This is a genomic window from Halorussus gelatinilyticus (assembly GCF_023238445.1).
GTDB lineage: Archaea > Halobacteriota > Halobacteria > Halobacteriales > Haladaptataceae > Halorussus > Halorussus gelatinilyticus.
Genome location: NZ_CP096658.1, coordinates 962,719 through 974,888, shown reverse-complemented (window position 1 = coordinate 974,888; position 12,170 = coordinate 962,719). Strand labels below are relative to the sequence as shown.

12 protein-coding genes are annotated in these 12,170 nt (G+C 66.8%); 9 read left to right on the top strand and 3 right to left on the bottom strand.

Annotated elements, in window-relative coordinates:
* Positions 1-34: 34 nt before the first annotated feature.
* Positions 35-961 (bottom strand): ribonuclease Z, encoded by a 927-nt coding sequence (gene rnz / locus M0R88_RS05065; RefSeq protein WP_248655877.1) that lies wholly within the window; start codon positions 959-961, stop codon positions 35-37.
* Positions 962-1,185: 224 nt separating this feature from the next.
* Here rnz and M0R88_RS05060 point away from each other — a divergent pair, with 224 nt between their 5' ends.
* From M0R88_RS05060 to M0R88_RS05045, 4 genes are all read left to right on the top strand, one after another.
* A complete protein-coding gene (locus M0R88_RS05060) occupies positions 1,186-2,991 on the top strand; it encodes a DUF7282 domain-containing protein (protein WP_248655876.1) in 1,806 nt (601 codons plus the stop codon).
* 181 nt (positions 2,992-3,172) lie between these two features.
* Complete coding sequence (locus M0R88_RS05055) at positions 3,173-4,129, top strand: DUF4382 domain-containing protein (RefSeq protein WP_248655875.1); 957 nt, start codon at positions 3,173-3,175, stop codon at positions 4,127-4,129.
* Between the two features lie 136 nt (positions 4,130-4,265).
* The gene (locus tag M0R88_RS05050; protein ID WP_248655874.1) at positions 4,266-5,282 is read left to right on the top strand and encodes an AAA family ATPase; all 1,017 of its coding nucleotides are present in this window, start codon (positions 4,266-4,268) and stop codon (positions 5,280-5,282) included.
* Positions 5,283-5,329: 47 nt separating this feature from the next.
* Positions 5,330-5,767 (top strand): acyl-CoA thioesterase, encoded by a 438-nt coding sequence (locus tag M0R88_RS05045; protein ID WP_248655873.1) that lies wholly within the window; start codon positions 5,330-5,332, stop codon positions 5,765-5,767.
* Here M0R88_RS05045 and M0R88_RS05040 read toward each other — a convergent pair whose 3' ends face one another.
* Positions 5,768-6,871 carry a methyltransferase domain-containing protein gene (locus M0R88_RS05040; protein WP_248655872.1) on the bottom strand — a complete coding sequence of 368 codons (1,104 nt, stop codon included), beginning with the start codon at positions 6,869-6,871 and terminating at the stop codon, positions 5,768-5,770.
* Between the two features lie 148 nt (positions 6,872-7,019).
* Here M0R88_RS05040 and M0R88_RS05035 point away from each other — a divergent pair, with 148 nt between their 5' ends.
* On the top strand, positions 7,020-7,580 hold the full coding sequence (locus tag M0R88_RS05035; RefSeq protein ID WP_115797963.1) for a TATA-box-binding protein: 561 nt from the start codon (positions 7,020-7,022) through the stop codon (positions 7,578-7,580).
* A 176-nt stretch (positions 7,581-7,756) separates the two neighbouring features.
* Positions 7,757-8,101 carry a DUF7473 family protein gene (locus M0R88_RS05030; protein WP_248655871.1) on the top strand — a complete coding sequence of 115 codons (345 nt, stop codon included), beginning with the start codon at positions 7,757-7,759 and terminating at the stop codon, positions 8,099-8,101.
* 27 nt (positions 8,102-8,128) lie between these two features.
* On the opposite strand, the gene hisG is transcribed toward M0R88_RS05030, so the two are convergent.
* Entirely contained in the window at positions 8,129-8,995 is an 867-nt protein-coding gene (gene hisG / locus M0R88_RS05025; protein WP_248655870.1) for an ATP phosphoribosyltransferase, read from the bottom strand.
* A 134-nt stretch (positions 8,996-9,129) separates the two neighbouring features.
* On the opposite strand from hisG, the gene M0R88_RS05020 reads away from it, so the two are divergent.
* The 3 genes from M0R88_RS05020 (at position 9,130) to M0R88_RS05010 (ending at position 12,170) form a co-directional block, all read left to right on the top strand.
* Positions 9,130-10,194, top strand: a complete 1,065-nt coding sequence (locus tag M0R88_RS05020; protein ID WP_248655869.1) for a phosphotransferase family protein — start codon at positions 9,130-9,132, stop codon at positions 10,192-10,194.
* A 101-nt stretch (positions 10,195-10,295) separates the two neighbouring features.
* On the top strand, positions 10,296-11,561 hold the full coding sequence (locus M0R88_RS05015) for a threonine synthase (protein WP_248655868.1): 1,266 nt from the start codon (positions 10,296-10,298) through the stop codon (positions 11,559-11,561).
* Between the two features lie 345 nt (positions 11,562-11,906).
* Positions 11,907-12,170, top strand: coding sequence for a hypothetical protein (locus tag M0R88_RS05010; protein WP_248655867.1), 264 nt, complete (start codon positions 11,907-11,909; stop codon positions 12,168-12,170).

Genomic DNA, 12,170 nt, shown 5'->3' with positions numbered 1-12,170 from the left:
TAACATAGTGGGAATTTAATCCGTCGGACGAAAGCTACTCGTCCGGATACGGAACGTCGATGGTCTCGCCGTCGTCGGGGACGAACGCTTCGCCGTCGAAGACCTCGCGGGCCTCTTCGAGGTGGGCCGACACGTCGCCCGCGTACCGCGAGGAGATGTGAGTCAGCGCGAGGCGCTCGACGTCGGCGCGGCCGGCGATTTCGGCGGCCTGTCGCGCGGTCGAGTGAGCGGTGTCGGCGGCGCGGTCGGCGCGGTCGTCGGCGAAGGTCGCGTCGTGGACCAGCAGGTCGGCGTCGTCGGCGACTTCCGCGACCGTCGCGCTCGGCCGCGTGTCGCCGGTGTAGACGAACCGGCGGCCGGGCCGCGGGTCGCCGACCACTCGGTCGGGTTCGATGACGGTCCCGTCGTCCAGTTCGACCGGGTTGCCCTCGTGGAGTCGCGAGAACTTCGGGCCGACCGGGACGCCCAGTTCCTCGGCCTTCTCCCGGTCGAACCGGCCTTTGCGGTCGTCCTCTATCAGCGCGTAGCCCAGCGAGTTGGTGTCGTGGTCGGTCCGGAACGTCCGGACCTCGTAGTCGTCGCGCCGGACCGCGGCCTCGCTGGGACCGACGCCGTAGACGTTGACCGGGAACGACGGGCGGTTGTCGGCGGCGTGGACGAGTTGGTCGATGTCCTCCTCGGTTCCGGACGGGGTGTAGACGGTCAGCGCCTCCTCGCGGTCGTTGAAGTCGAGCGTCTGTATCAGTCCGGGAATCCCCAGTACGTGGTCGCCGTGGAGGTGCGTAACGAAGATGTCCGAGACGGTGAACCCGGTGCCGAAGCGCATCATCTGGCGTTGGGTCCCCTCGCCGGCGTCGAACAGCAACCGGTCGCCCTCCCGGTTGACCAGCACCGAACTCGGGTTTCGCTCTGTAGTCGGCACTGCCCCGCCGGTTCCGAGAAAGGTAACGCGCATCGACATCCTCGATGATACTCCGGGGGCGGGTGGGAAAGCGCCTTCGAAATCCCGAGCGAAGTACGCGCCGTTACCGTCGCAGAAACAAGGGATTACGAGGCGAGGACGAATCCGAAAATTCGCCGATAGTCAAGGCCTAAACCACCGTATCTGTCTGTTACGCCCGTGAACGGTCGCGCCCGTTTATTCGCGGCCTCACCGTCGCTTTTCCTGCCGAATGGGGGTTACAAATGACACGTGATACAAAGACACTTAGCGCCGTCTTCATGGCGGTGTTGCTGGTTCTGGCGAGCGGAACGGCCGTATCGCTCGCCGTGACGAGTAGTCCGACAGATGCGGGAACGAACGCCGTGGGGGTTCAAGAGACGACCACTGCCGCCGACGGCGAAGCGAACATAACGATAAACGAGCAGGAATCTAGCGGCGAACAGATCGTCGTGGAGTCGGCGACCCTGCCGGAGGGCGGGTTCATCGCCATCCACGACTCGTCGGTCGCCGAGGCACCGCTGTCGAGCGTCCTCGGTAACTCGGTGTACCTCGAAGCGGGCACTCACGAGAACGTGACTATCACGCTCGCCCGGCCCATCACCGAGAGCCAGACGCTCGTCGCCATGCCGCACCTCGACACGAACAACAACGAGGTCTACGACTTCGTCCTCTCGACCGGCGAACTCGACGGTCCCTACACCACGGACGGGCAGGTCCTCATCGACCAAGCCAACGTGACGGTCGCACAGGAGACGACCACGACCACCGAGGAAGTCGAGGAGACGACTACGACTGAGGAGGCGGTCGAGGAGACGACTACGACCACGACCGAAGAGGAAGTCGAAGAGACCACGACCACCGAGGAAGCGGTCGAGGAGACGACTACGACCACGACCGAAGAGGAAGTCGAAGAGACCACGACGACTACCGAAGAAGAAGTGATCGAAGAGACCACCACCGAGGAAGTGGTCGGCGAGACGACCACGACCGGGGAAACGCCCGCTGACATGCAGCGGTTCGTCTTCAAGATCGAGCAGATGCAGATCGACCGCTGGTCCTTCGTCGTCGGTGACGAAGAGACGCCCGACCGCACTCAGCGAGTCGGCAACCTCACCATCTCCGACCGCCGCGTCACCATCAACCTGAGCAAACTGCTCCGTCAGGGCGCGATGGCCCAGCAGCAGGCCGGTCCGATGACGACCGTGAGTCCGGAGCAGGCCGAGGAGATAATCGAGGAGAACCTCTCGAAGGACCTCCAGACCGTCCGGTACGTCATCACCGACGTTAGCATCGAGAACGTGACGTTCGTCGTCACGGCTCCCGAGGACATCGAGATGCCCGAGCCGCCGATGACGACCACGACGGCGGAACCCGAAGAGACGACCACGACCGAAGAAGTCGAGGAAACCACCACGACTGAGGAAGAGGTCGAGGAGACGACGACCACCGAAGACGTGGTGGAAGAGACGACCACGACCGAGGAGGTCGAAGAGACCACCACGACTGAAGAAATTGAGGAAACCACCACGACTGAAGAAGTCGAGGAGACCACCACGACTGAAGAAGTCGAGGAGACCACCACGACTGAAGAAGTCGAGGAGACCACCACGACTGAAGAAGTCGAAGAGACCACGACCACCGAAGACGTGGTCGAGGAGACCACCACGACGGCTGAGGACGGCGACGTGACGGCGGCCGAACTCAGTTCCTTCGAGGTCTCGGGACTCGACGCGCCCGACAGCGCGACCACCGGTGACACCATCACGGTGAGCGCCACGGTCAGCAACCCCAACGACCAGCAGGCGACCCAAGAGGTCGCCTTCCGGCTGGAGGGGACGGTCATCGCTCGCCAGAACGTCACGCTCGACGCGGGCGAGCAGACCACCGTCGAGTTCGAGATAGACACCGAAGGCGTGCCGGCGCGCCAGTACATCCACGGCGTGTACACCCGCAACTTCGGCGAACTCGGAGTCATCGTGCTGGAGGATTCGAGCCAAGCGACGACTACCGCCGCCGCCGGTAACGAGACCACCACCTCCGCCGCGTAGTCTCGATTCCGGCGATTCGGCGCGGACGATTCGAATTCCTACTATTTTCATCGTTCAAACCGTTGAACCGCAGGAAGAGAGCGGGGTGGAAACGATTCCGAACGGGAACCGATATTTATCAACCGCCGTTGAGTCCGAAGTGACTGTCATGAGACGCTACACGGCAGTCTGTCTCGCAGTAATGCTACTCCTCGCCGGTTGTGTCGGCGGGCAGGGTGGAACGGCAACGCCCACGACGAACGGCGAAACCACGCTCGCCGAAACCACACCCGGCGAGACCACGACCGACGAAACGACCGCGAGCGGCGGCGGCGCTACCGACGCCAGTGCAGTGAACTTCTACCTGAGCGACGAGCGCAACGCTATGGGCGACTTCGAACACCTGAACGTCACCGTCACTCGGGTCGGGATGAAGCGCGCCGACGGCAGCTGGACGAACCACGACGTCGCCAATCGCACCGTGGACCTGACCACGCTTCCGGGCGCGAACGCGACCCGACTCGGTACCTTCGACGTGGCCAACGGCACCTACGACACCGTCTTCGTCCACGTCGCCGAGGTCAACGGGACGCTGACGACCGGCGAGGAGGTCCGGGTCAAACTCCCGAGCGAGAAGCTCCAGATTCACCAGTCGTTCACGGTCGGCGCGAACGAGTCGGTCGATTACGTCTTCGACATCTCCGTGTTCGAAGCGGGCAAGAGCGGGAAGTACATCCTCAAACCCGTCATCAGCGAGTCGGGGACCGACAAGAAAATCGAATCGGTCGATGACGGGGACGAGAAGGGCGACGAACGCGACGAGAAGGGCGGCGAGGACGAAAACAAAACCAAAGAGAACGACGAGACGGCGCTGAACGCGACGCTCCTCGGCAACGTCACGCGCGGCGAGAACGTCGCCGTCTCGGTCACGCAGAACGGAAGCGCCGTGGCGAACGCCACGGTCGCGGTGAACGGCGAGCGCGTCGGCGAGACGGCGGCCGACGGGAACCTCACGTTCGCGGTGCCCGACGCCGACGAACTCGAAGTCGAAGTCGAGACCGAGAACGGGTCGGCCAAACTGAGCGTCGAGTTCGAGGAGAAGAACGACGGGAATAACGGAAAGCAGGGCAACGGAAAGCAAGGCAACGGCGGGAAATAACGCGATATCCGGCGGTCGGCTCAGAGAGCCGACCTGGAAGGACCGAATCTACCGAGTCCGTACGCGAGCGTCACGGGCTACGTGGGTCCGTTCGGGACCGACCGATTCTTACCCGCCGACACCCTACCGGCCGCTAATGGACGCGCCGCTGTGGACCGAACGCTACGCCCCCGACCTCGCCGACCTTCCTCAGGCGGAGGTCCGCGACTACCTCCAGAAGGCCGTCGAGGAACCCATCAACCTCGTCATCCACGGCCCGGCCGGAGCGGGCAAGACCGCGGCAGTGCGGGCGCTGGCCCGCGAAGCCCACGCCGACCCGGACAACGACCTCGTGGAGATAAACGTCGCGGACTTCTTCGGGATGACGAAAAAGGAGATAGCCAACGACCCGCGCTTCGCGTCGTTCATCGACAGCAAGCGCCGCCGCAACTCCTCGAAGGCCGACCTCATCAACCACGTCCTCAAGGAATCGGCGAGCTACTCGCCGGTCTCGGGGACGTACAAGACCGTCGTGCTGGACAACGCCGAGGCCATCCGCGAGGACTTCCAGCAGGCGCTGCGCCGGGTGATGGAGCGCCACCACGAGGCGACCCAGTTCGTCATCACGACGCGCCAGCCGACCAAACTCATCCCGCCCATCAAATCGCGCTGTTTCCCGGTGGCGATGCGCGCGCCCTCGGTCGAGGAAATCGTCAGTGTACTGGAGGGCATCGTGGAGGCCGAGGGTGTCGAGTACGACGAGAACGGTCTCGAATACGTCGCGGGGTACGCCAGCGGCGACCTCCGGAAGGCCATCCTGGGCGCCCAGACCACCGCCCAGCAGGAGGGCGAGGTCACGATGAACGCCGCCTACGAGGTGCTGGGCGACGTGGGCGTCGCGGCCGAAATCGAATCGATGCTCGACGCCGCCGAGGCGGGCGAGTTCTCCGACGCTCGCAAGACCTTGGACGACCTGCTCATCGACGAGGGATTCAGCGGCGAGGAAGTCCTCCGGGAGATTCTGGACGTGGCTCACTCCGGGCGGTACTCCGGCGACGAACTCGCCGAACTGACCCGTCTCGCGGGCGAGATAGACGCTGACCTCGCCGAGGGCGCGAACGACCGCGTCCACATCGGCCACCTGCTTGCGGAACTCGGTGCGACGCACGCGTAGCGAGCGCCGGCCCACGTTTCTTCCCCGTCGCCCGCGAAGCAACGGCCATGCCGACGCTCTCGGACACTCAGATTCGGAACCGTTACCGCGTCCAGCCCAACGACGCCAACAATTACGAGACGCTCCACGGCGGCGAGTTGATGAAGTGGATGGACGAACTCGGCGCGATGTCCGCGATGCGCTTCGCGGGCGAGACCTGCGTTACAGCCGGCGTGGACGACCTCTCGTTTCACCGGCCGGTCCCGGTCGGGAACATCGCGCTCATCGAGGCCTACGTCTACGCCGCCGGGAAGACCAGCGTCAAGGTCCGCCTCCGGGCGTGGCGCGAGGACCCCCGGACCGGCGACGCCGAGCGCACCACCGGTTCGACGTTCACCTTCGTCGCGCTCGGCGAGGAGGGCACGCCGGTTCCGGTCCCCGAACTCACCGTCGAGACGGAAGAAGAGCGAGAACTCCGGGAGCACGCCCGCGACGCCGAGAGCTAGCTACTCGCTCGCTCCTCGTTCGGCATCGAACGAGTCGGGGTCGCCCGGCGTCGCGTCGTCGGACAGCACCACGACGTGCCGGACTAGCGAGCGATGGACGCGACGCTCGAACTCATCTTCGACGGCCCACCCCGCGTCGCGCGCGGCGTCGGCCCACGACCGGTCGCCCACGACGACGGCGCGGTCGGCGACCCGGCGGGCCTCCGCGAGCGCACCGGCCACGAGGTCGTCCAACTCCAAGTTCGCTATCTTCGACTGGCGGCCGTAGGGCGCGTCGAAGACCACGGCGTCTACCGACCCGTCGGGGAACGGCAGGTGAGTCGCGTCGCCCAGTAAGGTCGCCCAGTCGCCCGCGGCTCGCCCGTCGATAGTCCCGCTGTCCGCGCGCTCGCCCCCGAGGTAGTGCGCCAGATTCTCGGCCGCGCCGCGGGCCATCTTGCGCTGGGCGTCCGCGCCGAGGACCTCAGCCCCGACGAGTCCGGCCTCGATGAGGACGCCGCCGGTGCCGCACATCGGGTCCAGCACGGTCGCGCCCGGTCGGGCACCGGCGAGGTTGACGAGCGCGCGGGCCAGCAGGGGGTCCATCCCGCCGGGCTGGAAGAAGGGTCGGTCGGTCGGCTTCCGCGTGCCGAAGTCCCGGACGCTCTCGGCGGCGAGCCACCCGAGTAGGCAGGTGTCGTCTCGCGGCTCGTCGCTCGACCCTTCCGAGGCGCTTCGCGCCTCGCTAAACAGCGCTCGAAGCTCGTGGTCGGGGTCGTCCAAGTCCACCGCGAACCCGCGGTCGGTGAGGACGCTCCCGAGTTCGCGTTCGACGCGTTGGGTGTCGATGTCGGCCGTCTCGCGCACGTCGCGGGCGCGGACCGCGACGGTGCCCTCGCGGTCGATTCCGGCCGCGTCGAGGAGCGCGCGCGCCGACGCGAGCGTCGCGTCGGTCCGCCCGACCACTTCGCTGGCGCGGTGAGTATAGGCCAGCGTCCGCACGCGGTCGGTGATCGCGGTCGCGGTGGCGAGTCCGGGCGCGACGACTTCGACGCCGGTCGCGGCGCTCGCCGCTTCCGCGGCCGCGAACTGGTCGTCCTCACCGCCGAGTTCGAGCGCGTACACGGTCTACCGGACTCGGCGGTGGCTCTTGGGGGTTTCGTCTGCGGTCGGGGCTGCTCTCCGGCCGCCTGAACGCATAAAAACTAGTTCCACACCTATCAGTAGAGAGTACCAACCTTTATAAACCTTAAATACGACATTTAAGTCGCACATGACCGACCCAAAGGAGACCATCAACATTGAAAACGTGGTCGCCTCCACCGGTATCGGGCAGGAACTCGACCTGCAGAGCGTGGCGATGGACCTCGAGGGGGCCGACTACGACCCGGAGCAGTTCCCCGGTCTCGTCTATCGGACCCAGAATCCCAAGTCCGCGGCGCTCATCTTCCGGTCCGGCAAGATCGTCTGTACCGGCGCGAAGAGTACGGCCGACGTCCACGAGAGCCTCGAAATCGTCTTCGACAAGCTCCGCGAACTCCAGATCGACGTGAACGAGGACCCCGAGATCGTCGTCCAGAACATCGTCACGTCCGCGGACCTCGGTCGCAACCTCAACCTCAACGCCATCGCCATCGGTCTCGGACTCGAGAACATCGAGTACGAGCCCGAGCAGTTCCCCGGTCTCGTCTACCGCCTCGACGAACCCGAAGTCGTCGCGCTCCTGTTCGGGTCCGGCAAGCTCGTCATCACCGGCGGCAAGAAACCCGAAGACGCGGAGCAGGCGGTCGATAAGATCGTCTCGCGCCTCGAAGAACTCGGCCTGCTGGAGTAACCTTCACGCTCGCGTTCGCGTCCGCGTGACTCCTTCTTTGGCGACCCGGAACGGTAGCGACTGCGCGACCGGGACGGCCGCCGACTCGACGGCGAGCGACCCCCTCGCCGCTCTCGGAGCGTTTCCGCGCGCTTCGAACCGGCAGGCACAAGCGACCGCCGCCGTAACGCCCGACCATGGCAGTTCCCGTCGTCGCGCTGATTGGAACGTTCCTCCTGGCGGTGCTGTTCTACGGCGTCACCGCCCACATCGCCGCCCGGTACGTCCTCGGCGACGTGCCGATACTGCGCGCGTTCGTCGTCGGTCTCGTCCCCGCGCTCATCTCGTTCGCGTTGCAGGCGTACGGCCCGTTGGTCGTCATCCTCGTCAGCGCCACGGCGGACTTCTTCGCCATTCGGGGCGTGTACCGCCTGCGACTTCGGACCGCGGGGCTGGTCACGCTGGTCCACTACACCGTGAGCGCCATCGCTGGAATCACGGTTCTGAACATCGTCCGCCTGCTCTCGACCGCGCCGACCTGAGCAACGCTCCGTCTCGTCGGGCGGCGACTACTCCACCAACCGCTCGATTTCGGTCACCAGAATCCCGCTCGCGCCGACCGACTTCAGTTCGTTGATGGTCTCGAACACGTCGCGCTCGTCCACGACGGCGTGGACCGCGACCGTTCCGTCCTTCTCGCCGCCCGCCTCGCTCTCGACGTTCATCACGGTCGGGCCGCCCAATCCGGGAATTACGTCGCGGACCTCCGCGAGGCGGTCCTCGGGCGCGTTCATCATCAGGTAGCGTTTACCGTCGGCCGCGAGGACCGACTGGAGCGCCATCACGACCTGCTGGACTTTCTCGTCGTCGGCCACGTCGTCGCGGGCGAACAGGTGTGCCGAACTCGCCAGCACCTCGTCCACGACTGCGAGGCTGTTGACCTTCAGCGTCGTTCCCGTCGAGGTGATGTCGATGATGGCGTCGGCCATCTCGACGTGCGGCGTGAGTTCGGTCGCGCCGCTGACCTCCACGATGTCGGTCTCGACGTCCTGTTCGGCGAAGTACTGCTCGGCGATGTGGGGGAACTCAGTGGCGACGGTCTTGCCCGCCACGTCGGCGACCGACTCGATGTCGCCGTCCTCGGGGGCCGCGAGGACGAGTCGGCACCGGCCGAATTCGAGGTCGAGCAGGTCCGAGACGTTGCCGGGGTCGGCCTCCCGAACCTGGTCCAAGCCCGTGATGCCCGCGTCGGCCGCGCCGTCGCTGACGTACTCGGGGATGTCCGCGGCGCGAGCGAACAGCAGGGTCACGTCGGGGTCCACCGTGTCGGCGTACAGCTTCCGGTCGGCACCGTCTACCGCGTGGAGTCCGGCGCGTTCGAGCAGTTCCATCGCCGGGTCGTGGAGTCGGCCCTTGTTCGGGACGGCGATTCTCATACTGGCGATGTTGGAGCTCTTCGGGCAACTACCTTTCGTCATCCCGCGTCCCTGTGTCCACTTCTCGCCGAGGAGCGTGCCACTCCGGACCAAACCACCGAAACGATTCTAACTGGCGACGCGGTAGCCGGGGTATGGACGAGGTTCCCGAGGCGCGCGAGATTACGGACGCGACGCTCCGAGAGTTGGTCCGGTCGGTCGAGCCGTCGTGGGAACTCGAAGAAGCGGTCCCGGCCGAGCGCGGATTCTGTTCGGTCTACCGGGTCGCGGTCGCCGACGGCGAGGAGTCCCGCGAACTGTACCTGAAAGCCTCGCCCGACGGCCAAGCGTGGGGCCTCTCCACCGAGGCCAGACTGCAGGCGGTCCTCGACGCCAACACGTCGATTCCCGTCCCCGAGGTCCTCGGCGTCACCGACAACCACGACGAGCGTCCGACGCCCTACTACCTCATGCGCGCACTCTCCGGCGAGGAGGTGGCCTACGAGCGCGTCGGCCGACTCGGGGACGACGCGCTCCGGCGACTCGCCCGAGAGACCGGCGAGTACTTGGCGCAACTCCACTCGGTGCCGGCGGTCGAACGCTTCGGGCACGTCCGCCACGACGGCCCCGCCCTGACCGACGAACCGCCAGAGGGCGACCCGGCGACGCTGACCGTCGGCGACCCCCACGAGCAGTGGCCGTCCTACCTCCGGGACTACGCCGCCCGCGAACTCGACCGCCACGCCGACTCCCGGTTCTCGGACTTGACGCCCGAACTGGAGCGGTGGGTCGAGTCACGAATCGACGACTTGGACGGCCCGTTCGACCCCGTGTTGGGGCGCAACGACCACGGACTCCACAACCTCCTCATCGACCCCGAAACCGGCGAAATCACCGCGATGCTCGACTGGGGGTACACGCTCGCCGTCCCGGCCGCCTTCGACTTCGAGTTCGCCGTCTACCTCTACGGCGGGGCTTTCCTCGCGGGTCTCCCCGACGCGTCGGACCGCCGCGACCTCGTCCGCGAGGCGATGCTCTCGGGCTACCGGGCGACGGCACCGGACCGCGCCGAGCGGGTCTCGGCTCCAGAACCGCTCTACGAGGCGCTGGCGATGGTCCGAATCATGAACGACTTCCGCCACCTCGACCTGCCCGACGGGACCGAACCCGCCGTGATGGAACGAATCGAGAGCGACGTGCGGGGCCTCCTCGACGGCTGACGGCCCGGCCGCTGACAGTCCGACGGCTGACGACCCGGCCGCTGACGGCGCGTCTGGCCGTTTCCCGAATCACTAACCGTCCACCGGACCAACACGACGCCATGACCTACGTCTTCGAGTGCCTGTCGTGCGGCGCGACGACCGACCCCGCCGAGCGCCCCGCGGACTGTCCCCGCTGCGGCGGCCCCCTCGAAGTCGCCTACGACGACCTCCCCGACGCGCTCCCCGAGAACGACCGGACCGACCTCCGGCGCTACGCCGACTGGCTTCCCGTTCCGGGCGATTCCGCGGCGGACGCGTCCCAACCGGACGCGTCCGCCGACGCGCCCGTCCCGATGGGCGAGGGGTGGACCCCGCTGGTCGAGACGCCGCGACTCGGCGCGACCGCGGCGGCCGAGTTCGAGGATGCGAGTCCCGACCTCTATCTGAAGAACGAGACCACCAACCCCACGTGGTCGTGGAAGGACCGCCTCGCCGCGGTGGTCGTGCCCCGCCTCGTCTCCCACGGCGCTGACCGCATCGCCGCCGCCTCGACGGGGAACCACGCCAGCGCCGTCGCGGCCTACGCCTCGCGGGCGGGCGTCGAGCGCGTCCTCGCCTTCCTCTCGCCGTCGAGCGAACCGCCGCACCACCGCCAGATTCGGGCCTACGGAGCGGAAGCCCTCCGGCTGACCGACTACGGCGAGCGCAAGACCCTGCTCGCCGACCTCGCCGATTCGGGGTGGGTCGTCGCGTACGACCTCGACGGCGAGTTCACCGGGCAACCGTACGTCTACGAGGGCTACAAGACCATCGCGTACGAGTTGGTCGAGCAGTTGGGCGAGGTCCCCGACGCCGTGGTCGTCCCGGTCGGCGCGGGCGACGGTCTCTACGGCATCTGGAAGGGGTTCCGGGAACTCGCGGCCCGCGGCGTCGTCGCCGACAAGCCCCGGATGATAAGCGCCGAGAGCGAGGAGCGCCACCCCCTCGCCGCGGCGTTCGAGGCGGACGCCGAGTCGGTCGGGCGCGACGACGGCCCGGAACCGCTCAGCACCTCCACGATGGGTACGACCTCCGGCGACCACGCGCTCGGAGCGGTCCGGGCCTCCGGCGGCGCGGCCTACGCCGCCGACCGCGAGGCGGTCGAGGAAGCCGTCCGGACGGTCGGACGCGAGGGCGTCTTCCTCGAACCGGCCTCGGCGCTCGCGCCCGCCGTGGTCTCTCAGGCGGTCGAGGACGGCGTGGTCGGCGAGGCCGACAGCGTGGTCGTGGTGGGAACCGGCGCGGGGGTCGCGTGGCCCGAGAAGACCGCGAGCGCCGTGGGCGAGTCTCCGACCGTCGAACCGACCGCCTCCGCCGTCGCCGACGCCGTGCCGTTCGATACATGATGGAACCGACACCGACATAATTTAAATATTATACCGGAAAAAATTACATGCCAATCGGTAACGATGTTCTCGATGGATCACGATGGAACTCAACGTCAACGACTCCGACGAGACGACCGAGGAGATGAACGGCGGCTGTTCGTCCACCGGCCACCCCGGCGGGTACGTCTGTTCGATAGACTTCCTCGTGCCGTGGCGGTAACGGCCGACTGACCCTTTTTCCAGCGACAGAGCGGCCCGGTAGAAAACTCTTTGAGCCTCGGGTCCGACCATCGAGCGGGAGATGCACGCCGATTCGTCAGGACTCGACTCGTCGTCTGCGGGTCTCGCTGGAGGGCGGTCGCGGTGAGACTCGACGACCTCCGGGAGGCGATGGTCGGCAAGTACGCGCCCGCCGAACGACCGTTCGACCGCGAGGCCCGAGACGAACAGGGCGTACTTGTACATCACGTAGCCTCGCGGGTCGCCGAGCGCGTCGCTGACCGCGCCCAGCACTCGGTTGGCGAGCGGGAAGTAGAGCATCTTCAGCACCGGCACGAGGACGGCGACGGCCGCCCAGAACGCCGCGGAGTCGAGCATCCTTCGAGGTATCTGACCGCTTGGATTTAG

What these genes read in the sequence shown, in the direction of transcription:
- hisG (WP_248655870.1), bottom strand. Translation starts at nt 8,995, where the DNA reads ATGAGAATCGCCGTCCCGAACAAGGGCCGACTCCACGACCCGGCGATG.
- M0R88_RS05045 (WP_248655873.1), top strand. Translation starts at nt 5,330, where the DNA reads ATGCCGACGCTCTCGGACACTCAGATTCGGAACCGTTACCGCGTCCAG.
- M0R88_RS05015 (WP_248655868.1), top strand. Translation starts at nt 10,296, where the DNA reads ATGACCTACGTCTTCGAGTGCCTGTCGTGCGGCGCGACGACCGACCCC.
- M0R88_RS05020 (WP_248655869.1), top strand. Translation starts at nt 9,130, where the DNA reads ATGGACGAGGTTCCCGAGGCGCGCGAGATTACGGACGCGACGCTCCGA.
- M0R88_RS05050 (WP_248655874.1), top strand. Translation starts at nt 4,266, where the DNA reads ATGGACGCGCCGCTGTGGACCGAACGCTACGCCCCCGACCTCGCCGAC.
- rnz (WP_248655877.1), bottom strand. Translation starts at nt 961, where the DNA reads ATGTCGATGCGCGTTACCTTTCTCGGAACCGGCGGGGCAGTGCCGACT.
- M0R88_RS05055 (WP_248655875.1), top strand. Translation starts at nt 3,173, where the DNA reads ATGCTACTCCTCGCCGGTTGTGTCGGCGGGCAGGGTGGAACGGCAACG.
- M0R88_RS05035 (WP_115797963.1), top strand. Translation starts at nt 7,020, where the DNA reads ATGACCGACCCAAAGGAGACCATCAACATTGAAAACGTGGTCGCCTCC.
- M0R88_RS05030 (WP_248655871.1), top strand. Translation starts at nt 7,757, where the DNA reads ATGGCAGTTCCCGTCGTCGCGCTGATTGGAACGTTCCTCCTGGCGGTG.
- M0R88_RS05060 (WP_248655876.1), top strand. Translation starts at nt 1,186, where the DNA reads ATGACACGTGATACAAAGACACTTAGCGCCGTCTTCATGGCGGTGTTG.